At 42.8% G+C, this 23,323-nt stretch carries 29 protein-coding genes and 1 pseudogene; 5 read left to right on the plus strand and 25 right to left on the minus strand.

Annotated features, from left to right (window positions below; translation table 11 throughout):
* Positions 1–81: 81 nt before the first annotated feature.
* The 8 genes from MH215_RS19005 to MH215_RS19040 all read right to left on the minus strand — a co-directional run bounded on the left by MH215_RS19005 (position 82) and on the right by MH215_RS19040 (position 5,969).
* On the minus strand, positions 82–1,098 hold the full coding sequence (locus MH215_RS19005) for a bifunctional glycosyltransferase family 2/GtrA family protein (protein WP_239292694.1): 1,017 nt from the start codon (positions 1,096–1,098) through the stop codon (positions 82–84).
* On the minus strand, positions 1,095–2,126 hold the full coding sequence (locus MH215_RS19010) for a phosphodiester glycosidase family protein (RefSeq protein ID WP_239292696.1): 1,032 nt from the start codon (positions 2,124–2,126) through the stop codon (positions 1,095–1,097). The genes MH215_RS19005 and MH215_RS19010 overlap by 4 nt, the downstream gene beginning before the upstream one ends.
* Before the next feature lie 218 nt (positions 2,127–2,344).
* A complete protein-coding gene (locus MH215_RS19015; protein WP_239292698.1) occupies positions 2,345–3,310 on the minus strand; it encodes a radical SAM protein in 966 nt (321 codons plus the stop codon).
* A 131-nt stretch (positions 3,311–3,441) separates the two neighbouring features.
* The gene (locus tag MH215_RS19020) at positions 3,442–3,948 is read right to left on the minus strand and encodes a DUF2569 domain-containing protein (protein ID WP_239292700.1); all 507 of its coding nucleotides are present in this window, start codon (positions 3,946–3,948) and stop codon (positions 3,442–3,444) included.
* A gap of 33 nt (positions 3,949–3,981) precedes the next feature.
* Complete coding sequence (locus MH215_RS19025) at positions 3,982–4,263, minus strand: hypothetical protein (protein ID WP_239292702.1); 282 nt, start codon at positions 4,261–4,263, stop codon at positions 3,982–3,984.
* Position 4,264: 1 nt separating this feature from the next.
* Positions 4,265–4,843, minus strand: a complete 579-nt coding sequence (locus tag MH215_RS19030; RefSeq protein WP_239292704.1) for a GNAT family N-acetyltransferase — start codon at positions 4,841–4,843, stop codon at positions 4,265–4,267.
* A gap of 35 nt (positions 4,844–4,878) precedes the next feature.
* On the minus strand, positions 4,879–5,175 hold the full coding sequence (locus MH215_RS19035) for an RNA polymerase alpha subunit C-terminal domain-containing protein (protein ID WP_239292706.1): 297 nt from the start codon (positions 5,173–5,175) through the stop codon (positions 4,879–4,881).
* A gap of 74 nt (positions 5,176–5,249) precedes the next feature.
* On the minus strand, positions 5,250–5,969 hold the full coding sequence (locus tag MH215_RS19040) for an isoprenyl transferase (RefSeq protein ID WP_239292708.1): 720 nt from the start codon (positions 5,967–5,969) through the stop codon (positions 5,250–5,252).
* Between the two features lie 88 nt (positions 5,970–6,057).
* On the opposite strand from MH215_RS19040, the pseudogene MH215_RS19045 reads away from it, so the two are divergent.
* Positions 6,058–6,461, plus strand: a pseudogene (locus tag MH215_RS19045) (STAS/SEC14 domain-containing protein).
* 124 nt (positions 6,462–6,585) lie between these two features.
* On the opposite strand, the gene MH215_RS19050 reads toward MH215_RS19045, so the two are convergent.
* The 3 genes from MH215_RS19050 to MH215_RS19060 all read right to left on the minus strand — a co-directional run bounded on the left by MH215_RS19050 (position 6,586) and on the right by MH215_RS19060 (position 8,614).
* Positions 6,586–6,963: a VOC family protein gene (locus tag MH215_RS19050; protein WP_200956173.1), complete on the minus strand. Its 378-nt coding sequence runs from the start codon at positions 6,961–6,963 to the stop codon at positions 6,586–6,588.
* Between the two features lie 31 nt (positions 6,964–6,994).
* The gene (locus tag MH215_RS19055; protein ID WP_239292710.1) at positions 6,995–8,002 is read right to left on the minus strand and encodes an aminoglycoside phosphotransferase family protein; all 1,008 of its coding nucleotides are present in this window, start codon (positions 8,000–8,002) and stop codon (positions 6,995–6,997) included.
* A gap of 78 nt (positions 8,003–8,080) precedes the next feature.
* Positions 8,081–8,614, minus strand: coding sequence for a hypothetical protein (locus tag MH215_RS19060; protein ID WP_239292712.1), 534 nt, complete (start codon positions 8,612–8,614; stop codon positions 8,081–8,083).
* Positions 8,615–8,936: 322 nt separating this feature from the next.
* Between MH215_RS19060 and MH215_RS19065 the strand changes: the two genes are divergently transcribed.
* Positions 8,937–9,905, plus strand: coding sequence for a cation diffusion facilitator family transporter (locus MH215_RS19065; RefSeq protein WP_239292714.1), 969 nt, complete (start codon positions 8,937–8,939; stop codon positions 9,903–9,905).
* A 123-nt stretch (positions 9,906–10,028) separates the two neighbouring features.
* Here MH215_RS19065 and MH215_RS19070 read toward each other — a convergent pair whose 3' ends face one another.
* The 8 genes from MH215_RS19070 to MH215_RS19105 form a co-directional block, all read right to left on the minus strand.
* Positions 10,029–10,808, minus strand: a complete 780-nt coding sequence (locus MH215_RS19070) for a glycine-rich domain-containing protein (RefSeq protein WP_239292716.1) — start codon at positions 10,806–10,808, stop codon at positions 10,029–10,031.
* 411 nt (positions 10,809–11,219) lie between these two features.
* A complete protein-coding gene (locus MH215_RS19075) occupies positions 11,220–11,591 on the minus strand; it encodes a hypothetical protein (protein ID WP_239292886.1) in 372 nt (123 codons plus the stop codon).
* A gap of 77 nt (positions 11,592–11,668) precedes the next feature.
* Positions 11,669–12,187 carry a GNAT family N-acetyltransferase gene (locus tag MH215_RS19080; RefSeq protein WP_239292718.1) on the minus strand — a complete coding sequence of 173 codons (519 nt, stop codon included), beginning with the start codon at positions 12,185–12,187 and terminating at the stop codon, positions 11,669–11,671.
* A gap of 22 nt (positions 12,188–12,209) precedes the next feature.
* On the minus strand, positions 12,210–12,575 hold the full coding sequence (locus tag MH215_RS19085) for a hypothetical protein (protein ID WP_239292720.1): 366 nt from the start codon (positions 12,573–12,575) through the stop codon (positions 12,210–12,212).
* 88 nt (positions 12,576–12,663) lie between these two features.
* The gene (locus tag MH215_RS19090) at positions 12,664–13,233 is read right to left on the minus strand and encodes a GNAT family N-acetyltransferase (protein ID WP_239292722.1); all 570 of its coding nucleotides are present in this window, start codon (positions 13,231–13,233) and stop codon (positions 12,664–12,666) included.
* A gap of 42 nt (positions 13,234–13,275) precedes the next feature.
* Entirely contained in the window at positions 13,276–13,884 is a 609-nt protein-coding gene (locus MH215_RS19095) for a hypothetical protein (protein ID WP_239292724.1), read from the minus strand.
* A 115-nt stretch (positions 13,885–13,999) separates the two neighbouring features.
* On the minus strand, positions 14,000–15,775 hold the full coding sequence (locus MH215_RS19100) for a sensor histidine kinase (RefSeq protein WP_239292735.1): 1,776 nt from the start codon (positions 15,773–15,775) through the stop codon (positions 14,000–14,002).
* Positions 15,772–16,452 carry a response regulator transcription factor gene (locus MH215_RS19105; RefSeq protein WP_239292737.1) on the minus strand — a complete coding sequence of 227 codons (681 nt, stop codon included), beginning with the start codon at positions 16,450–16,452 and terminating at the stop codon, positions 15,772–15,774. The genes MH215_RS19100 and MH215_RS19105 overlap by 4 nt, the downstream gene beginning before the upstream one ends.
* Positions 16,453–16,685: 233 nt before the next feature.
* Here MH215_RS19105 and MH215_RS19110 point away from each other — a divergent pair, with 233 nt between their 5' ends.
* The 3 genes from MH215_RS19110 to MH215_RS19120 are packed head-to-tail and all read left to right on the plus strand — an operon-like array spanning position 16,686 to position 19,707.
* Positions 16,686–17,612, plus strand: coding sequence for a FecCD family ABC transporter permease (locus MH215_RS19110; protein WP_239292739.1), 927 nt, complete (start codon positions 16,686–16,688; stop codon positions 17,610–17,612).
* Entirely contained in the window at positions 17,609–18,613 is a 1,005-nt protein-coding gene (locus tag MH215_RS19115; RefSeq protein WP_239292741.1) for a FecCD family ABC transporter permease, read from the plus strand. The genes MH215_RS19110 and MH215_RS19115 overlap by 4 nt, the downstream gene beginning before the upstream one ends.
* Positions 18,614–18,636: 23 nt before the next feature.
* On the plus strand, positions 18,637–19,707 hold the full coding sequence (locus tag MH215_RS19120) for an ABC transporter substrate-binding protein (RefSeq protein WP_239292742.1): 1,071 nt from the start codon (positions 18,637–18,639) through the stop codon (positions 19,705–19,707).
* A 220-nt stretch (positions 19,708–19,927) separates the two neighbouring features.
* On the opposite strand, the gene MH215_RS19125 is transcribed toward MH215_RS19120, so the two are convergent.
* The 6 genes from MH215_RS19125 to MH215_RS19150 all read right to left on the minus strand — a co-directional run bounded on the left by MH215_RS19125 (position 19,928) and on the right by MH215_RS19150 (position 23,174).
* Positions 19,928–20,419, minus strand: coding sequence for a hypothetical protein (locus MH215_RS19125; protein WP_239292744.1), 492 nt, complete (start codon positions 20,417–20,419; stop codon positions 19,928–19,930).
* A gap of 101 nt (positions 20,420–20,520) precedes the next feature.
* Positions 20,521–20,961 carry a hypothetical protein gene (locus tag MH215_RS19130; protein WP_239292745.1) on the minus strand — a complete coding sequence of 147 codons (441 nt, stop codon included), beginning with the start codon at positions 20,959–20,961 and terminating at the stop codon, positions 20,521–20,523.
* 202 nt (positions 20,962–21,163) lie between these two features.
* Positions 21,164–21,892: a DUF7683 domain-containing protein gene (locus MH215_RS19135; RefSeq protein ID WP_239292747.1), complete on the minus strand. Its 729-nt coding sequence runs from the start codon at positions 21,890–21,892 to the stop codon at positions 21,164–21,166.
* A 78-nt stretch (positions 21,893–21,970) separates the two neighbouring features.
* Positions 21,971–22,225, minus strand: coding sequence for a hypothetical protein (locus MH215_RS19140; protein ID WP_239292749.1), 255 nt, complete (start codon positions 22,223–22,225; stop codon positions 21,971–21,973).
* Positions 22,226–22,384: 159 nt separating this feature from the next.
* Positions 22,385–22,711 carry a hypothetical protein gene (locus MH215_RS19145; protein WP_239292751.1) on the minus strand — a complete coding sequence of 109 codons (327 nt, stop codon included), beginning with the start codon at positions 22,709–22,711 and terminating at the stop codon, positions 22,385–22,387.
* Complete coding sequence (locus MH215_RS19150) at positions 22,701–23,174, minus strand: NUDIX domain-containing protein (RefSeq protein ID WP_239292753.1); 474 nt, start codon at positions 23,172–23,174, stop codon at positions 22,701–22,703. Before MH215_RS19150 ends, MH215_RS19145 begins: the two co-directional genes overlap by 11 nt.
* Positions 23,175–23,323: the final 149 nt, after the last annotated feature.

Genomic DNA, 23,323 nt, shown 5'->3' on the forward strand with positions numbered 1-23,323 from the left:
CGATAAGAAATGCTTTTGACCAAAAAACCAAAAAAGGTTAACCAGTACGTACTGGCTAACCTGGTGTGATTCATGATGCGCTTAGGAATAAACAAATCGACGCTGTGCCCAATAACTGAATAGGAAGATTGACGCCTCAGTCAACAATTTTGCCGCAATGAGCGGAAGAATTAACGTTTCGTTATAGAAGTACAGCAGACCATAATTTAATAGTAGTACGAGAATGACCAGTGCAAAATATTTGGGAAACGATTGGCGAACCTTGGACGGTTGTCCACCTGTGAACACATACTTCAGGTTGACTGTATAGTTGAAGATTGAACTGCACAATCTCGCGGTAACCACGGCCAGAAATAGATGATGTGTGAAATATTGAATAATGAATAATAGGGCAAAATCGATGAGCGCGGATACCACCGAAGATGTGCTGAACTTTAGGATCGGCAGATAGATCCGTAAAGAATCCACCAATGGCCGGAAATGAGACGAACGATTATGATCCAGGTACACCGTATCAATATACTCCTCCGTGATCACATATCCTTCTTGGTGCGCAGCCAGCAACATGTTCATCTCATATTCGAATCGTTCCCCAGGAATCTGAAGTAACCAGCCCAGCATGGAATAAGGGCATCCACGTAGACCTGTCTGAGTATCATATACTTTGGTTCCTGTCGTTAGCGCGAACACACCTCGGGTAATCGTATTGCCGAAACGGCTGCGCAGCGGTATCTTTCCACTAAACCGACGGCTACCAAGCACGATGCCCGGTGTCCGTTGCTCCTGCAACACATCAAATATGCACTTAATATCATGAGGAAGATGCTGTCCATCACTGTCGGCACAGACGACATAGCCTGTCGTGTTGCTCTCCTGAATGTGTTGGAATCCCGTCTTGAGTGCGCGCCCTTTGCCCAAATTAACAATATGTGTGAGCACGGTGCATCCATACGCTTCGGCCGTTTCAAATATTCCTCGGTACGCTGGCCCGCTACCATCATCCACGATCACAATGGAGCCAAGACCAAATGTCTGTAATTGCAAAATGAGATTCAGTAAACGAACATCCGGTTCATATGCAGGAATTAATACGGTCATGACGCTTCACCCTCCTTAAGATACAGGATGTCACTGACGCCGCGTTCCTGATCTCTCCCCAGCGGATTATTGACCACTCGCCCCATAAAGTACATTGTCGACGAGCCGCCACCATCCAAATTGTACGCTTCCGTTGCTCCTAAGTTTTTCATAACAGTAGCAAGTTCAGCCAGCGTCATGCCGCGACTCTCATCCTGGCGTCCATCCACCACGACGAACACATAGTGATTCGGAGCAATCATACCAATGGCTGTGCGAGGATTCGCATCCTGTATAGAGCGGTTACCGAAGTTAGTATCGATTTTCACACTACTAAAATCACTCACAATCTCACCATTCTGAATTAAAATGGGACCAAAAGATAACGTATTGGTCACGCCTTCAGCTAGTAGCTCTGAGGAAGAAACTTCTGTCTCGTTATATGTCTTGATCGTACCGTTATTGAACAATGCGAGCGCATCCCGCGTTGGACTATCCCGGTATACTGTACCGTTACGGATAATAACGCCATCATCTCGGAAACCGTAATAATCACCATTGATGGCAAAGACCGCGTTGTTCGCAGCAGCAATATCAGATGTGTTCTCAATAATATTCGTGCCAAAACTGTTATCCGCCAGTGCCGTGCGCAGACTGCTTGCGTCAGCTACAGTCACATCCGCTACATAATAAGTAATCTGATCCGAACCTGTCCCGGTCTCAACCTTCTCAATGTTAATCTGCATATCGTCACTGGAATAATTCCAATCATCTGATGTTGCATTCACTTCACTGCTTGTCTGTGCGGTCTGACTGGATGTGAAAGACGTAGTGCTTGTTGTATTGTCAGCAACGACCACTTCCACGTGCCTGATTAGATAACGGTCAGCTAAACTATAGAGTATGGAACCAATCGTTATGCTAATGACCAGCGTAAGGATTAACCATTTACGCAGTCGCTTCGGAGGATTGTGTTCGTTCGAACTTGCTGGGTCATTTTCTCTTCTATATGAATCCTGCTTAGTTGGTTTCTCATAGATCTTCAACATGGAAGCTCACCTCTTCATCTAAGTTCTTACAGCCATCATAGGCTGATTAGCTTAAATGAATCTGAATATAGATTTGCAAAAAAAGAAGATCACCTTTTCCCCAGTTTAGGAGTCCAGACAATCTTCTACTTGTATGATGACGAATGCATTTTATCATTTATAGTACGTCAGTGATGAGCGATAAGCAACATGCCATTTGCCACTTGCGCTAGCTTCAATTATGCGTTTTGTTCATTGGGAAAAAGCGCATCGTATGCCGGACAAGGCAGCTTTTCTAGATAATCCGATAACGCACGGGGTTGGTTCGCATAGATATCTTTTAAGGATGTACCTTGATAAATATTACCGATGACCACCGGATGGCATAATTCACAGATGAGGATATCTCCATTGCCATGTAAATGCAGCTGTTTGGTTCCGTCCACACAATTCGAGAAATAGACGCCCGGTTCCTCACGGAAACCTAATTGATCGGCGAAGCGATCCATACACGTGAAATACAGAGTCGTATCGGGCTTCTTATGTGTAATAAGTTCCGTAACCGAACGAACAAGGGATTCCTTGGGTGTAATCTGACTCCAATTGCTATGTGGCATCACAATGCTGTTCTGAATCTCGTGAATGCGAACCCCCATGTCGTAGACCTTTTCACTAATGGCTTGCATATTCGCTTGAGTGCCTTCAAATAGCAGGGTCTCCAGCACTGTCTCTAATCCTACTTCGGTACACAGACGGATGTTCTGCTCCAGACGTTCATACATGCGTGGATGTACTCGGTAATAAGCAGCATACGCGTCTGGTTCCGTGTAGTTAAACGAAATATGAATATTGGATAATCCTGCATCACGCAAAGCATGTATTCGTTCTTCTGTCAGCAGGGTTGCATTTGTATTCAACTGTGTGTCAATGCCATGGGCTGCACAGTACGTCACAATATCCAGACAGTCCTGATATTTCAGGGTCACCTCTCCCCCAGACAAACGCACTCGTTTGAGCCGTGGAAGTTCACTGATAATCCGGATAACCTCCTGAGCACTAATACATTCTCCATCATCTCGATTATACGCACAGCAATAGTCACATTTGTAATTACAATTGGATGTCACACCTACTTCCAATCCTTCTAGCTCATATACGCCGGGCGTTTCAAGTTCGAGTGATTTATACCTATTTTTAGCTGCCAATTCGGTGTACCTCCTGATTGCGTTAGTCCATGTTTTTCAACTTGGAGATTATAACGGATTACAGGGGATGTTCGATATGACATTATGTACGTTATTGATGTTTAGGTTTATATAACTAGTATATCTACCTCTTACCGGATAAACGTGTTACGAACTCGTTCTGACTTAATAAAATAAGGAATCCATATTGCGCAGGTGATAACCAACCTCACAATTCCGGTTAAACCACTTCCATCTTCAAGCTCTCTCGCAATAGGTATCTGAAGCAACAACAGATAATCAATGATGCTCACAGCTAAACTAATACTATAAAATATGATCATCAGACGAGGAAATACAGATTTCTTTCGATAAAACATTACAAGCGTAACTATGCTAAATATGAAGAACAGCACATTATAGGTCACTTCAAAAATAATGATTGCTCCCCACCAAGGGTGGTAAAAGCTTGATTGATCTGACGTTAAGATCTCCCATGTCCCTGGATTCAAAGCTGTTAAGGAGTACTGAAATAATTGGACCAGAACCATAATCATTGTAAGATAAAGTCCAATCTGTACAAAAACTAGCCACCCACCAAGCCCTGATATACCTAACGGGCGAGAATCTACTTTTTGCTCTTCTATCTGTGCTTGCATTACACTAACACTTCCTATTCTATGTAGTTATTTTCAATCACCTGAGGTACCATCAATCATAAATTGCTTTATAGCTTTCTGCTTCTTAGGGTTAAGACTCTCGTACTCTGCCCATAATAAATAAAATATCCCCACTACTAATGCTATAATGCTTAAATTCCGAGGAGCTGTCCCGACATAATCCAACATAGAATGAAACAGATCGGAGTCCCACGATGAAACATTGGATGCAAAAATAGCAGCACTCAAATATCGGATACCATATAAAAATGCCGCTATCAATAATAATAAAGTTCCTGTTGTTCTACGGCTCAAGTTAATCACCCCTTAGCGATCTGTAATCTTCGATGGTAATAGCGTACATGTTCAAGTCGTGGAGCTCTTGCTTCAACTTGGCATAATTCCGCAGAACACCTTCGAACTTCATACCCGTTTTCTCCATAACCTTCGCGGAACCTGTATTGTTGACCATACACATTGCCTGAATTCGAACAAGTCCAACTTCTGTGAAGCCAAATTCAATGATTTGATTCACAACTTCGGTCATAATACCTTTATTCCAGTATTCATGTGAGAGAACATACCCAATTTCAGCTTTCATCGTATGGCTATCACAATTCAGATAATTGCAGCTACCAATCAGCTTTCCAGTTGGCTTATACTCGATCCCCCAAGGTCCCAACTGATCAGCTTCATACCGACTTAAGACAAAATCAATAAAGGCCTTTGTATCCTCCTTGCTCTCATGCTTATCCCAAGTGGTATAGCGCGAGACATCCGGGTGCGAACAGTAGCCGTACATATCATCCAGATCTAAATACGTAATGGGTCGTAAACGTGTGCGTTCTGTTTCTAGGATAGGAAATGGATCAAAGTAACCCGCAATCGTTTTCATCGGTATCGCCCCTTATTAATTAGATGGTGTTGAGACTAATCTTTGAACCGTAGCCCCTCTTCCTCCAAGAAGTTGCGAAGTTTCGGCATTGAGGAAGGGCCGATACCATGCAGCTTCAAGATATCCTGCTCACGATAGTTTGCAAGCTCCTGCACTGTCCTTATCCCTTCATGCTCCAATGCCCGTCGAGCCGGTGCACTAAGAAGACTTAGAAATCCGGTTAGGGGTTTGCGTTTCTTCTCGCATTCTGGACATGTAGGACAGTCACTGCTTTTATAATATTGGTGACCTTGTTCACATGTTCGTAATGTCTTATTGATTTCTGCCAACATGACTCACCCTTTCATTGGACTTTATAAATTACGAAGCTAAACGAACTGAGGTGCAACCCATCATTCGCTGTATATCACTCTCTTGTTTTTCGTCCGATGTATTCCTGAATCGCACTGTTCAGTAACTTTTGATTAAAATCAGGCCAATAGGTTGGCGTAAACCATAGCTCGGAAGTGGCTGACTGCCATAGTAGAAAGTTACTCAGACGGATCTCCCCACTCGTACGAATAATGAGTTCAGGTGAAGGTTGACCTTCGGTATACAAATACGATTCGAACAACTCTTCCGTTATCTCATCAGGATGAATGCCGGATGCCACAATTTGTTCCATGGCATGCATAATATCAGCCCTACCTCCATAATTCATCGCAAAATTCAGAATCATTCCATCATTGTTCTTGGTTCGTTCCACAGTTGATTGCATCATATCCGTTAACCCCGTCGAGAACTTACGAATGTCTCCCAAAAATTGGACTCGGATGTTATTTTCATCAAATTCCTGTAATGTTGCTTCATCAAAAAATTGCGCTGGTAAACTCAGAATATAATCCACTTCATCCTTAGGACGCTTCCAGTTCTCAGAGGAAAATGCATACAGTGTGAGATATTTCAAATTCATCTTGCAACAGATCCGAATAATCTTCCGCATCGTTTTCATACCAGCGTAATGCCCTGCCGTTAGTGGTAATCCACGCTGTTTAGCCCATCGACCATTGCCATCCATCATGATGGCAATATGATTAGGAAAATGATCATTTTGAATTTCTTGACCTAGCTTCTTCTTCGTTATCATGTTAAATTCCCTCCATATCAAGCTCATCCATAAAAATCATTCATCCTTAGCTCTCAAACGGATTGATTCCAGTCTTCTTATTCGTATAATGATATCTAAGGGAGATGATTCTAAATTAACAAGCAAAATATCAGCACAACCATTTCAGGAGATTTAATCGTTACCCACCTAACTGGTAAGATTACAACAAATGATGTTAACGAATGGTTTGTAGGCTTTGAGCAAGCTTGTCAGCAATTTATTTCCGAAGGTCGGACATTTAAATTGTTGGTCGATCGAAAAGGATACATTCCAGATCATTTTTCTGTGCAGAAGGCTTGGAAAGATAAGTTCTTCAACAAACACCTTCTGCAGCACACTCAGGCTATAGCGTTTCTTCTTGAAGAAGGCCAGATCATGAACTATTTAGAACAATCGAATCAAACCGAATCCGTTAAATTCTTTGCTGATCATGAACAAGCTTTGCAATGGTTGATGGAATACTCCATATAAATTTAGGAAGAACCAGTTGCTAACTATCAACTGGTTTTTTTATATGCCCTAAATGTTAAAGTCCTTCTCTCAGAAACTCGTAAACTCGTATGTGCAATAGAAATCATCATTTTAGAGTTACTTCTTACTGCTTGTTACCTACCGCAATCCATCTTCGATCAATATCCTCAAACACAAATTCCTTATTGTTATAATCCGTGGTAGATAGCGGTCGTACAATATTCACACCTAACTCTCTTAACGTATTCTCCATCTGCTCTTGGGCATCTGTGATGAAATACGCATCGTACCCATAACCGTGCACTTCTCGATTAGGAACAATTGCTTCTTGGTTCGATTGAGTTAATACGATCTCAATCTGATCCATATATAGACACACATGAGGTTCACTCGCATCTAGATAACGTACAACCCGGAAGCCGATACGTTCGTAAAACCCTGCTGTAGCGGCCATATTCACACTCGGAAACATCTGCAAACAATGTGTAAAGCCCTGTTTCACCATGGAATTCATCTCCCTTCTTCAGACATGTTCAAGCATTAAGCCAGCCTTCAATCTCAGTACTCATATTTTCGTACCTTTGCAGACTTTCTAACGTTCCACTGACTTGAGATGTTCCCAGCTGTTGTTCTGCTTGATCTGTGCATTCAATCTTTAAGGATCGCTTCAAGCTATATTCCAGCCATGCTAACTTGCCTTCATAACCATGATTCAACACCATGCCCCAATCGGCCTTTGGTTCACCTGCTTGCTTCCGATATGCACGGACAAATGCCATGAATTTAACTTGACTGACAATGCCCGTATCAAGCACAGACCAATAGATTGCAGTTTCAACGAGATCATGCAGCGGATTAATCCGTCCCGCAGATTCCCAATCAATAATAATAGGCTTATTATGCCGCCACATGACATTTTTGGGCTCTAGATCCCGGTGGCTGATCACCTGATCTATGCTCAGTATTGTTGAAGCAGTGTTAGCCTTTGCAGTCCACTCATAGAGCTTCTGCACATGGTTTCTCAATAGCGCAGCCCATTCTATATTTTCGTGCAGACCTCTTTTCACATAACCGTTCCAGTCGATCTCTAATTGTTTGGCTGGCTGAAGACTTGTATCAAGTACGGAAGAACAATCCGTTCTATGAATCTGTCCGAGGATCGTACCCATCTGTTCACAATGAAGTGGAGTAATGTCCATAGACTGAAAAGTCTGCCCATCAATCCATTGAAATACGAGATAGTATTGATCCTCAATATGGTGTACAGCATTACCATTGAAGATCATGGCTGGTTGTGCAGCAATAGATGCGACTAGTTTATTCGCAATTCGCTCCGATTGTCTATAATTCGTAACCGCTTTAGGTCTGAGCATAATTTGAGGATTTAGTGCCTTCACTGCATATTTATCTAGGTTAGTTACTAAGGCATACGTTCTATGTAACAAGCCTCCTGAGATGGCTGTAGGCGTTCCTACTAAGTTGCCAAGCTCCAGTTCACTGCACAATTTCTCAAAGTTTAAATTATACGGAATCTCACTCATAAGTTGACTACCTCTCTATTGTCAGCGTTAACAAAAAGACAGACAACGACCTGCCTTAGCAAAGTCGTAAAGCAACACTTAATCTATCGGCCCTTCGATCGCCTTTCCTAATTTCAACTGAAATTGTACAGATTCAGGCGATAGATTGTTCACGTATATTCGGTACATCCCACTTTCGGGTACTTTGATCGTTACGCTGCCTGTTCCGGATTTTACAATTTCACTATAGATTCGCTCATTCGCAATCGACATAAGTCCAATTTCAAGTTCGTTTACTTTTTCACTCGTTACAACCATTTTGAATGATTCATCTTGCTTGAATGGAAGTTGTCCAAAGTTATTGCTTCTTGAAGCACTCATGTAAATGTCCAGATTCTTGCTATCTTTTGTTTCAATCATTCCGATCATGTTGACTTCTTCTTCCGCTTCTAACGGAGTCTCATCTTCAGACGGCAGGGTATGATTCACAGCTATAGAATCAGCTGTTGTTGGATTCCCCCCGTTATGCTCCATGACATCACTGTTCATAACATAGATGATGATACCAACTGCTACAGCACATAATATTACACTACTGCTCCACACCCACATCTTCTTTCGCCGATCTTGCATACATGTCCTCCACGTAATTGATCTCTTCCTTTAAAGAATTAAAATCTCGTTCTATATGTACGAACACCCATTTTTTCATGTTTTTCCCTTATACTTCATTCAATCATACCACAAGCTTTACTAACTTCACTCAATAACTTTCCATTTTATAACTCATAATTCTGATGAAACGGGTTGACACTAGTTTGAGGTGCTTTTATAATAAAACCATATAACATATGAGTGATTGCTCATATGTTCATAATTAAATCATTAATATAGCTTATTAATTTCATCAACTGCTTCTTAATGAGATATTTTTGCAAAAAGGAGAGAACATCGTATGTCTGGACATCATCACAACCACGACCATGGTCATAATCACGCACACACTAATAACAAAAAAGTACTGCTCATTTCCTTTATCATCATTACCCTGTATATGTTCGTTGAAGCCGTTGGTGGGTTTATAACGAACAGCCTAGCATTAATATCAGATGCAGGTCACATGCTCTCAGACTCGATTGCCTTGGGAATTGCTCTGTTAGCATTCACATTTGGTGAGAAAGCTGTGAACACAGGTAAAACCTACGGTTATCGGCGTTTTGAGATTCTAGCGGCTACACTGAATGGGATTACCCTTATCGGTATTTCCCTATATATCTTTTACGAAGCCATTGGTCGCTTCATTAACCCACCCGAAGTAGCAACCGTAGGCATGCTGATCATCAGTACGATTGGATTGCTCATCAATATACTGGTTGCCTGGATTATGATGCGTGGCAGTGACACGGAGAAAAATCTGAATATGCGCGGCGCATACTTACATGTCATCAGTGATATGCTCGGCTCTGTTGGGGCTATTGCTGCCGCTCTGCTTATGATGTTCTTCGGCTGGGGCTGGGCAGATCCATTAGCAAGTGTAATTGTCGCTGTATTAGTGTTACGCAGTGGTTTCTTCGTTACCAAATCGTCCTTACATATCCTCATGGAAGGTACACCTAAGAATGTAGATCTGAATGATCTTGTACAAACGATCCAAAACGTAGACGGCGTGCAAGGTGTCCATGATGTGCATGTATGGTCGATTACCAGCAACCTGAATGCACTCACCGCTCATATTGTCGTAGATGGCAAGATGGATGTATATGCATCCGAAATGTTGGTTCAGAAGATTGAACATCTGCTGGAGCATAAGGAAATTAAACATGTGACTTTACAGGTTGAATCGGAGAAACACATGCATGATCGTTCTGTATTATGCACCGTCAAAGGCGACGCACCAGATGCGCACGCGCATCATCATCATTAAAATGGACAGCCAACATGTCTATTCCAAAAAAAGGGCTTTTCCCGCAAGTGGGAAAGCCCCCTTTTCTTTCTTATGCTGATTTTATGCTGATCCGTATACTCTACTCTTCTCAATATCCGTATCTTAATCTCCACCACCGCCACAAGATGAGCAACTGGACGAGCTGCAAGAGGAGTCTGAAGATGAGCCTGAAGAGGAATCGGAATCTCCAGAAGAATGATTGTGATGATCGCTGGAATGATCTGCATAACAACTTGAACTGCTCGAGCACCCGCTACTTGACGAAGCACTCTTCTCTCTCGGGAAAATGTCTTGTTCCAGACTCTCCATGTGCATTTCATACGTTGACTCATCTTGTATGGAGTAATACACCATTGCACTTGCCATGAGAAGAGCCACATTGCTCGTACCTGAACCTGTCTTGTCAAGAGATAACTCTTTCTCGTTCAGGTTAGCTGATCGCTGTAACTGCTCGATTAGGTAAGTAACCACTTGTGCTGTCTCGGGCTCTTCCTGCGTACGCCTAGCATGGAAAAGCTGGTTCACCAGTTCAGAACGGTCCCCCTGTACGATCAGCTTCTGTACGTCGCCAGATAACGGATACCTGAAGAAATCACCCCAGATCGCGGAACTATAGGGAGTAAACTCAAAGAGCTGACAATACACCCAGTCAAACCAAGCACGCGCACCTGGCGTATCACTGCGATTAACTGCTGGCTCATGGTGTACCATGGCACCCATGAATTCTGCACAAAAATCGGCGTACGATCTTGTAAACATCAGCATTTCATGCCACAACTGATCCACTTGTTCACTGAACATAGGCACCTGCTTCAGCAGTGAGGCCATAATGAAATACCGCTTGAGCTCCAGCAGCTTCCACTGATACTCTAGCTTGCTCATGTAAGGATGCTCCTGTTGCAGCCGTAATTCTAGTTTGTCTTCAGAATGTGTATAGAAATGTGTTTGGAAGCTAGCCTCCAGTCTCTGAATGGTCTGGTTATATGCAATCTCTTTGCGTAGTCCAAGATTCTGAGGTAAATTGGTGCTTCTGTACATGTTCTTCCGACGTCTTCTTCGGCCTCTTATGGAACGATTTCCTTTCATTTTACGCCCTACTACAATTCCTATGATAATGAATATAGCTGCTCCAAAGTAAACCATCCACACCACAACACAGTCTCCCCTTCCTGCTTCTCTCTATGTCTGTTCACAACTTTCATCTAGTATAAATGAGGATCATTAACAATGAAAAGAGCCCTTTGGCATACATGCCAGGGCTTTATCGTTGTTATGTTATTGCTACACATCATCTTATGACAATGCAATAACTAGGCTCGTTATAAGAAGTAGAAGGGTTACAGGTGTCCAGATTCTTCGTTCCCACACACTTGGTGTCATAAGATTCATTATCGTGCCCAGCACCAGGTAGGCAATGATAAACCAAATCGCTGTATCGGCAAAAGCTGACCATGCAGGCATTAGCAAACCTGATTTACTTAAAACAATGACACCGATCAGAACCAGAACGGCGATCTGAAACAAACAAATAATACGCATAAACCGAGGGTATCGACCGGGGAATTTTCCACCCATTGCGTATTCGCCCCATGGCACACCAGCAGCTAATGCAGCTTGGAAGAGAATGACGACAACGATCAATATAGCAAATATGATCTCTGACATGATAATCAATACAGCCACTCTCCCCGATGACTAGAGACAATACGTTGTTGCCTCTAGAATGCAATCCTTTTACAACACTATATGCCCAAGTCCTTCACTAAATACAGCAATAATTCATCATCTACCATCACAGGTTGTCCAGGTACCACTTGAACATTGTTATACATGATCCCTTTCCCATCCATGACATAACCACGCTGGGTGTACATCCTTTGGGCATTACCATAATCTTGATACAGCCCCACACCGAGTCCAATACGTGTATAATCTCGGGCTGCAATTTTCTCCATCTCATCAAGCAATGCACTGGCAATTTTCCTTCTTCTGAACTCAGGGAATACGTTAAGATCATTAATTTCTGGAATATTTTCATGACTGAAAAACGGATACTCGGAGTGATGTAACAGGTGGCAAGCACCTGCAAGTACCTCGTTACAGAATGCCAACAGGGTTACTCGCTTTCCTTGTACATTCTCCTCCAAACATTTCGCAAAGTAATTGCCCGAACGATACCATGGAAAATGATTAACGAATTCACGATCAAGCATAGCTGCTTGATCCTGGGTCGAGAGTTGTTTTAGCGTAACACTGCTCATCTTTACTACCTCCGCTTCTTGGTTATGCTCCCCAACTAAGCTCCTCTTGATATGTATACTGATTCCCGCCTTCATAGGCGACTTGACCATAATATACTTTCACACCTAATTCTATTGAAATCCCTAATCCAACCGTATGAACATCTACCTCTGAGTTATGATACTTTAATCTGACCGGACATTCGTAACTAGCTTGTGCCCCGTTGTGCTCTCTTGAAATATTGATGTATACCTCTGTATTGTTCCGGTCGCTAGAGCCATATTCGTACCATTCCCATGTATCTTCATAATCTCGATGAGAATCATCCAAGCCACTGAACAGGTTAACGTCCTGGATAAAATCCGTCATCTCTCGTTGGATATAAAACCAGAACTGCTTCTGTCCCATATTTCTTCGCTCCTAATTCAATGCTATCCTCTATCTATAGAGAAGCTCTTTCATATATTTCAGTGAATACTGAATCATAATCATATCGTTATTCATGTTGTGGAATTTTCCTACGCATATAGAATGCGACCTCTTCACTTCCTGTATCGTTATTGGAGTATAGCGAGAGGTCAATTCCTTCGATCTGAAATCCACATCGCATATAAAACTGTACTGCGGCTACATTAGTATTTTGCGTCTCGACAGTCACCGCTCGTAGCCCGTTGTCTCTAGCCAAGTTGGTCATCTTATCGATAAGGATCTTGCCGTACCCTTTCCGCTGATGACGCTCATGAACCTGAAGATGCCAGATTAACAACGTATTATTCCAGTATTGAGGCTCAGCAATCGAAAGTGCTACTAACTTCTGATCGACGTACACCCCATATGAATATCCCAATGTAACAAGCTGGTTGTATCGCTTCAGATCCTCTTCATCATTCATTTCTTCCTTCACATACGGCGGATCTACATCAATGAGATGGATTCGTACGGTGTAAGAGTATGGTATCTCCGTCTCTTCTCTTGAACATTCGAATTTACGTGTGGATACGTATCCAAAATGACCGAGCTGAGTAAATTCATCCATCGTCATCGATGTAATTTGTCTTAATTCCACGAACAGTCCTCCTATAACTTGATCACACACCCATTCATAACACTAATTTGTTGCAATACTCGCAACCACACCTTCTCCCACATGGTAATAAAATGTACTTTCATCAATATATAAGCAATCCCATTCTCTGTATATAGGTTGGTCGAACATCATCACTACTTTCTTCATGGTATGATTGATTGCTTGAACTCGAATGACCTGACGATTCGGCACTGTTCCCTGTTTCTTCGCTTTATTAAACCAAACCCTGCATTCTTCTTCCGTCAAATCTTCTGCGTACATCCCAATCTGGTTCTCCAATAGTGTTTCGAGCGAATGCGTATCATGCCGTTCTGGTGAATATGATCTTGAACCATTGATTCTCCACAGATCATAGACATCCTCACTCTTCAAATAACGCTCTCCATCCACATGTACTGTTCTCCCTAAGGATTGGATCTCTTGCTGCAATGCATTGTATAATTCTCGACTCCAAAATATACTTCCATATCGAATGCCCGAGGCCGCCATAAATTCTCGGTTCAAAGATGAATATTGATTACGGAGTGGTTCTTTCCAAACAACATATTCACCGAGATCCAGAACCTCTACATATCCCGAATCCGAGCATCCGGGGTAAAAACAATGTTCACACACATCAATTTGGATCATATTGAGTTCTGCGTCCAGATCGTACAGATTTTGAGAGATCAATTGACCATTAACATAAAAATGGAACGTGTCATTAGGTGTTGGTACGATTTTATAGTTCTGCGCTTTAATAAGCTCACCCCTCCAATGGAACATCTAATGTAAAATAAAATCTGACACCATTAGGCGTATTTCCAACCCCATACGATTGCTGGTGCAATTGCATAATTTCCTTCACGATGGATAATCCTAGACCGGTTCCCCCTGCTTGGCGACTGCGAGCATCCTCTTCCCGATAAAAACGATCCCATATCAGGGATAATTCATGCTCTGCAATAGTTGACCCCTCATTTTCTACCGAAACACAGACATTCTGCTTCTGTACATCATGCTGGATGAGAATCTGAATTGGGCTTCCTTCGGTACCGTTACGAATGGCATTACTGAGATAGTTGAGGAGTACCTGTTCGATTTTCTCGGGGTCCGCCCAAGCGCACACGTTCCGATCTCCCTGAATTTGAATCTCCATGCGCTTCGCCTTCGCAAGCTGCTCCATCTTCTCCATGGACTCTAATGCAAGTTGATTCACCGAGAATAACTCACCATGTAGCTTCACCGCTCCGGCTTCCAGCCGAGTAAGCTCCAACATGTCTAGCACTAATTTCTCCATCCGATCCGCTTCTCGTAAAATGGTACGGATGTATCGCTCTCGTTTATTTTCGGCGATCTGGTCCAGAAGCCCTTCGGCATACCCCTTCACGACACTAATCGGTGTCTTAAGCTCATGAGAAGCATCAGAGACAAAGCGCTTTTGCAGTTCTTCCATCTTGCTTTTGTATTCCATCTCCAGCACTAATTTCTCATTCGTTAGTTGAAGCTCCTTCAATGTGCGATCCAGATTCGAAGAAAGGCTGACCAGGCTCTCTGACAGACTGCCCAGCTCGTCTTTACTTTCAATAGAAGAGATCGCAGTGAAATCAAGCTTCGCCATACGTGCTGCATTTAGGTTCAGCTGTATGAGCGGACGTGAGACCATTTTAGAGAACAAGAACGAAAGAACTACAATGAGTAACAATCCCCCGGTAATACTGAAAAAGGCATAATACACCTCAAGTGCGCCAAATGCCTCACCAAGCTGGGTTAATGGTGTTAATGCAAATAAATACTCGGTCACCTTTCCATCACGCAGGATCGGCTGAACAAATACGAGATTATGTACCCCGCTAATGGGTTCCTTCCACTCGATATGAATGGCTTCTCCCCGGTTCACTTGCTCGTTATACTCTGCTGGCAGAGGGAACCACACCTTGAGTGCAGCAGCCATGATGCCTTCTCTGTTATTCCACTGCCCCGGTGCTGGCAACAATACAGAATCAATGGTTCCGCTCACCTCGATAACACCTTCTCGATTCGCATTATACGGCAGTGATCCTACCGCAGACGAGCCATTCTTACGGATGACATACGGTGAGAATAACGAATGCCCTTGCTCCACATAATACTCTCCCTTTACCGTTATACGATCACCGGGTTGCAAGCCATATGCAGTCAGTGCGGACATGTCGGGAAAAAAGGATACCGCAATGGATAACGGCTGCCCTGCGTCTGTACTCAGTTGAATCCGAAACGGGTTATCGTATCGCACCTCTCCATCTGTATCCAAAATCGCCATTTGCACATGATTTTGCGTAATGAAACTGCCCATAACAGTCGGTGTCTTCTCAGCAGGCCATTTCTGCTGGGTGTAATCCGAAGCGAAGGATGCTAACTTTTTCCCGAGTTCAGTCGTACGCTCATGCTGGTAGAAACGTTCGAAGAACCAGAAATGTCCCGCCACGACTGCCGCGAAGAAGACAATATAGAATATCAAGTTCGCCACAAACAGCTTAAATACGATGCCTCTTGGCTTCATGACTCAACCTCAAATTTGTAGCCGATGCGAAACACCGTACGAATATAACGAGCGTCTGACTCCAGCTTTTTGCGCAGATTTTTGATATGTGTATCCACCACACGAGGGTCACCGAAATAATCCACACCCCATACCTGATTTAACAAATGCTCACGCGTTAAGGGAAAGTTCTTATGTTTCAGCAAATGCAGCAGCACATCGTATTCTTTATAAGACAGCTCAATAGGCTGTCCGTTGATCTCCACAAGACGTCTTCTCTCATAAATGACCGTATTGCCAAAAGAAATCATCGGCTCCTCCTGACCCACCGTGTGCTCGACACGCTTCATCAGCGTCTCTGCGCGAGCTACCAGCACTCTTGGACTGAAGGGTTTGGTCACATAATCATCCGCTCCCAATTCAAATCCAAGCAGCTTGTTCTCTTCCTCGGATTTGGCAGTCAGGATAATGATTGGCACCGTGGATTGTGAGCGTATCTGCTTACATACATTCCAGCCACTTACTTTCGGAATCATCAGATCCACAATGACGAGATCGACTGGACGAGTCTTAAATAACTCCAGTGCCTCTTCCCCGTTAGCCGCTTCGATCACTTGCCAAGAGAATTGCGTGAAATAATCGCTGACCAATTCACGAATGGATTCCTCATCTTCTATTAATAAAACGGAACGTCTCACAGTTCTCCCCCTAAAAACACATGAATCACACAACTGTAATGTATTATAGCAACAATGATAATCATTTTCATTAAAATTGAATGTTGAAAAGGAGATGAACGTATTCCAGCATGTCTCTCTCTCTTCATAGCACATCTCATCACTCTCCTGCTCGGAAGCGCTGGGGTCTCTCGAAACGGGTAGGGATCTACCTATCATTGATTGTGCTACTTTTGTGTGGTTGTTACTTAGCCATGATATTTCATTTGCAGCCCAGTCGCAAAGACCCGATCTTGTTCAACTGGTTTGGCTGGTATGATAACGAATCACTGATTCGCTCAATCACTACGATTCGTCTGCCACGTATCATCTCAGCGGCTATAGTCGGAGCAGCACTTGGTATTGCTGGTTGCCTGCTACAGTCGTTAACGTCTAATGATCTGGCTGATCCTGAAGTCATGGGCATTAATCAAGGAGCTAATATGGCAATTGCGGTACTGCTCGTATTGCTGCAATTCCAGACGTTTCGTTTTTTTACCGTTACAGCCTCCATGCTTGGGACAGCACTTAGCGGTATAATCATCTATTTTCTCAGTGTGCGCAGTCGTTTCAGTTCCAGTAGTGTGGTGCTAACTGGGCTTGTGAACAGTCTGTTCTTCAGCTCAATGACAACTACCCTCATCATCTTTCATGATACGGATCTGTACCAGCTTCTTCGCTGGATGGCGGGCGATCTATCAGGTATGTCCTGGGATGATGTTATCTTCTCTTTGTTCACGCTTGTCCCCATGAGTATCGTTTGCTGTTTATTTGCCGCGCAGTTAAATGTGTTATCCATGGGTGAGGACACAGCCATCTCTGTCGGACAACGACTAACGGTTGTTCGTAGCGGAATTATGATAGCGATTATCGTACTGGTAGGTGCAGCGACTGCCATATGTGGCCCGATTGGATTTATCGGTCTCATGGCCGTACATATCATTCGTACACTGGTAGGTATAGATTATCGTATCATTCTGCCGCTCGCAGCACTTATGGGTAGCGTTCTGCTGGTATACGCTGATCTGGTTGGGCGAATGTTGTTCTACCCGATTGAATCACCTGTTGGACTGATTACTGCATTCATTGGAGCACCCTTTTTCATTGTCCTGATGCGTATGCGTGGGAGGAAGAACGCATGAGACATATGATAAGTTTATCTTTCCGCAGCAAAGGTAGTTACTCTTTTCTAATGACTACCGTACTGGTGATGATTGTTGTGGTCTTTATCCTGTCACTTCGTTTCGGGGCTACACCGGTTACCTTTGGCGAGATTGCTAACCAGTTCCGTGCGCATGCCGGCACCATCTATGAACTTCGGTTACCCCGTGTACTCTGTGCTCTGCTTGTAGGTGTTTCTGCCTCTGTGGCAGGAGCTATTCTGCAAACGGTGCTTCGTAACCCACTCGCTTCACCCGATGTGATTGGCGCTACCGCGGGTGGTGGGCTTGTAACTGTGCTTATTATTCTGCTTGCGCCGTTAACGCCAGCGATCTGGCTGCCTGTGTATTCGATGGCAGGCTCCGCAGTAGCAAGTATACTTATTTTTCTTTTGGCTTATCGGCGTCAGGGGAACTCCATGATTCGGCTTGCACTCGTGGGGATCGCTGTCAGTGCAGCTCTACAAGCCATCATCAAGATGTTAATTGTCAAATACGCCATGAGCTCCAGTCAGGCACTCGTCTGGCTCAAAGGTAGTCTTTATGCACGCAATTTGCAACATGCCGAGTTGTTATGGCCATGGACGGTAGCTGGATTAATCGCCGCCATGTTGCTTGTTCGGTACCTGAATGTTTTGAAGCTGGATGAGTCTGTGCTTGTGTCCTTAGGCACCCGAGTTCGTACTGTCCGAACATTACTGCTACTTGTGGCATTGGCTTTATCCGCAAGTGCTGCCAGCATCTCAGGCAATCTCAGTTTTGTTGGACTAATTATTCCACATCTGTCACATAAGCTGACTGGGGAAAACTTCATCCGTTCCCTACCTTTTACGGCAGCTCTGGGCGGATTACTTGTGATGCTCGGCGATCTTCTGGGTCGCGTCATTGTGCCACCGATGGAGATCCCTGTCGGCATCATTACGTCACTTATTGGTGCACCTTATTTTGTATACCTCATTATCAAGCAAGGACACAAAAAATAACGCATATGGAGGAAACATACCTAATGAACCGTAAATCACTACTCTGGAGCTTCATCTTAATCATGACACTGATTCTCGCCGGTTGTGGGGGACAGACAGCAGGAAACACTGCAGGGGAGACAGCAGATCAGGAGCAATCTACAAATACGGCTGATACAGACAATAGTCAGACGACCTCTGCTTCTGATACAACAACTGATCAAAGCTCAAGTGAAGACAATGCAACTAATGCACCGTCCATTACTTCGAATTCCGATGGTTCCTATGTTGTAAAAAGTGCATGGGGAGAAACTACATTGCCTCGTTCACCCCAAAAAATTGTAACGCTGCACTTCTCCTTTACGGATGAAGTAGTCTCACTGGGGATTACACCCGTTGGCATCGCTGGCTCTTACAATGCAGAGGTACTCGGATACTTAAAGGACAAAGTGAAGGACTATACCTTCGTAGGTAATCATCAGCAGCCTAATCTGGAAGTCATCTCTTCCCTTAAGCCTGATCTCATTATTGCAAATGCCGATGTCCATGGAGCGATTCGTGATGATCTGGAGAAGATCGCACCAACGATTGCCCTATACACCAACGGTTATGGTGACATGGAGCAGAACTTCGCTGTGCTTGGAACTTTGCTCGGTAAAGACAAAGAGTACGAGCAGGTGATGAGTGAGTTCAATTCGAACATAGACCAAACAAATTCGAAAATTACCGGAACTCCTAAAGTTATGGTTGTGAAGGTGCTGGAGAAGAACTTTTATATCTGGATGAAAACATCCTATATCGCCACACTGCTAGAGAAAATCGGGGCAGAATACAGCTTCGATGAAACCAAATCCAGTCAACAGCAAACACCAGGTAAAATCGATGTTGCCGACGTTGATCTGGAGACACTAGTACAGGAAAATCCAGATTATCTGGTGATCTATGGTGCTCAGGCTGACCTTGATAAATGGATGGACAACAGCACTTTCCAAACGATCAATGCAGTGAAAAACAACCATGTGCTAGTTGTAAATGATGAAGTATGGGCACTGGGTAAAGGTCCGTTGTCCGGAGCAGAAGTCTTGAAAGAGGCTTTGCCATTCTTTACGAAATGAAACTAGGAAGAAAATATATCGATCATTAAAATCGGAACTTTGGAACGACTCGCATAATAGTTCTAACAGGTGATTCGATCACACACAAATGTATGTAGCTCACGGTGGATTATAACTTGTGGATAGAGTGATGATGAAATTTCTAATTCACAGATGTCCGCCGTGGGCTTTTTTGTTACGTTCTAGCAAACTTTTTTATCTATCTCGTAATGCCATATATTTAATAAACATCTTCGAACCGCAATATGAACCAACATCTGCGTGTTGCGTAAAACACAATATAGAAGCAGGATAATGTTGCCTCCATTGAAGCTTTCGACCAGCCTGGATTTCCTAACTTAAAGACAACCCATTGATCCAATCCAACTCTCAGATCTGAGAGCAATGCCCGCGCTAATTCCCTCGCCTCGTTCTCATCAGCTACAACGGGCTCTGTACATGTACCTCGGAGGAACATATCGATTAGCGAACCTTCGAACTCATAGCGATTCAGCAACGTTGCTTGATCCAGTTCATCAACATGGACTGGCAAAAAATCAGCATACTCTTCCATGAATTCTTCACTGGAAAGAAGGCATTTCAATAGTTCAGCTTTCTCATTATGTAATGCAGAATCCATGGGCTTAGTATGTCTAAACAATGAAAAGTAAAACTGACTCGTACCTGTGTATTTTTGTTTCAATACATCTATCGTTTGGTATGAAATCTTCATGTAAACCTGATCACCTCATTACAAGTAACCTAGATAATTCCTTCTCTTACGAATTCGCTTTTTTTGATATAACCATAGATGCTCATCATTCACCATTCTTTCTATTCCCAATCTTCTATATCGCGATGCCTACCCAAACCTACAGTATCAAACTCATCTTTGCCCTGTAATTTGCATACTCCCAAAATTTCAAGTGATCGGTTGATTGCAGACTGACTTAACGTTTCCTCGAAAATAACCTGACTGGAGTCCCATACCATTGCATTCTGTGAGCCGGTTCCTCCGAAATATTCTGCTTCAATATAAGCAACCAAGCCAAACTTAGAAATTTCTATACAATAGTAACTAATGGTATCAGTCAAATACTCATAGTTAGGCATGGTTGTACCTTGATTCATATTTATCTCATCATATAGCTCATCTGTTAGGGGGATAACGATTAATTCATTGTAGAACGGGATAATCTTAGTGCTCGTATACTTCTCCTTTAATCGTTTCATAGCATCAAATGATGTGACTATTCCTCTAAAATCGTATCCCACGGGTTCACCTTCCCTACTTTTTTATATTATTACGCAAAGAAACAGCAACATTAAGACATGCCTAAACATCTGCTTGGATCAAACGATACTCATCATCAAAATCTGTATGGATACGATGTCCACCAAATAGGTCTCCGTCCGAGAACTTCTACTAGAAAGAAAAGTCTACCTTTTGTAATAAATCAATGGAAAGCATGGATCATTAACAACTAGCGTGTAATCCGTACCTATACTTGGTGAAGTCCAACGTATGATTGATTTTGGATTGAAAGAACTCTTGATGCGCTTGCGTTATTCTAAAATACCCAAAAACAGGATGCTCTTCGGATAAACCCAATACATTACGGTATTCCCATATGGTCACATCTCGAATTTCCTCTTCACCAATAACGATAGCCACCTCAGCGTCTACTTCACTCCATTCTATCGATCTAGTTACATCTTTTTCCTCATAATAATAAGGAGAGATGCACTCTTCCACAGATAAATTTTTGCTCCTAGCAAATTCAATGGCCTGGTATGAATCATGACTACTACCGATGAACATATAATAGTCCCAACCACAATGCACAAAAAAATGATCTTTGGCGTACAACTGACAATCCGCATAATTTCTGAGTATCATCTTGCAGATTGTGCGAATTTCATCGGTGTTATATACCCCATCTTCCTGAATTAAAATTTGACTGAATTCCTGTTCATATAACACAGAATGTTGATCTTCTTGTGAGATTGATCGATCCGATACTTGAATAACCCGTAGAGTCTGCAGTTCTGCTTCCTTTAAAAACACCATGATTGTGTCTATATATGCTTCTTCAACAAGAAGGTATTGTTCCAATGTGAATATATTCCCTTGAATGACTTTTCCAATCTCGGATGGGCATGTCCATTCATCTAGTACATTGTTGATTTGCCATTGATTATTCATTTTATTCTCTCCTGGGTACAAATTGTTCCATGCTCTTAGCCCAATAAGGAACACTTTAAACTCTCACTACATTGCTCCCTAAATATTAATCTCATCCCAGTTCAGAATGACGTAGCCAATTTGAATGACGATCAGAACCAGATAACTTATCCCTATAACGAGGCTGAACTTAATACTTTTCTGGCTAATCTTATACTCTGCTGTACTGACCGTATCGTGATGAAGTCGGGATTGAAGCCTGTTCTTTGTTTTCATGATCAAGTGCAACTCAATGATTCCGAATACTGCCCAGAGCAATGTACACATCAATAATACAGCATTTGAAACAGACAATAGAAAGAGTACGCCCACATCCGAAGTTGTACTATATTTAAAACTCAAATTGACGATGAAGGTTAAGATAAATAATCCAATACCAATGTAACTATAATACGGTGTGTATTTGGAAATTCTCAGAACTAATCCTCCTCTCTGATTGTTGTGACCCATTTTCTAAAACCAAAATTCATAGAATTCCTCCGCAAACCAAAACCATACAATCCCCAGGATCATCATAACGCTTCCGCATATTTTTAACATCACTTCTACCCATATTGGAATATCACCACTCGGTGGGTTATCCTCGAATTCCCAATTGGGTTTGACCGTTCTGTATCTCCAGAAAACAAACCACTTATATAGAATATCTGGAAAAAAGCAAAAGACCACACCCATGAAGAACACCGGAATGGAGATATAACCAAATGTACTGCTGTCCCATTCCATATCGATCATTTTCATTTTATTTGCGTATAGGTTTATACGATTTTTATTTAACAAAATGTGCCCGCTCTTCCTGCTGGGAACTAAATATAACATTAGGGTAGTGGTTAGCCATGGGAGGAATCTGATGTTCAGAGAAAAATTGAAGCTCCTTCATCTCGTCATGATCGGGAGAAAGTTGTCCAGACTTAATGCTGCATTCAAAAACTATCGTTAAGTATTCGACCTGATGGCCGTTCGCATAGGTAAAGCGTTGATCCTCGCCACCATAGACCCCGTTGATTCTCTCTGGTTCTATCACAAGTCCTGTTTCTTCCATCGCCTCTCTAACCATCGCTTGAGCTGGCGTCTCACCTAGTTCAATAGCTCCGGCAATCAGTCCCCAAGTGGACTCCTTATGCTTACGACCAAATAATATCTCCCCTTGCTCATTACGGATAATTCCAGCGACACCTGGCATAAAAACAAGCTCGTTTCCAATCTTTTCTCTTAGATTTTGATAATAATCCGACATGCCCATATTCTCAAATTCCTCCTCTGAATAATTCGACTAGAATTCAACCGTTGAACTTAACTTATTAAAAAGAACGTATTTACCTTTAACTAAGTTTCACTTTTATTCCATCTATGGCGAACATTTCTTTCATCATTACATTTTACTTCATCCCT

It is taken from the genome of Paenibacillus sp. ACRSA, from assembly GCF_022346845.1.
Classification (GTDB): Bacteria; Bacillota; Bacilli; order Paenibacillales; family Paenibacillaceae; genus Paenibacillus.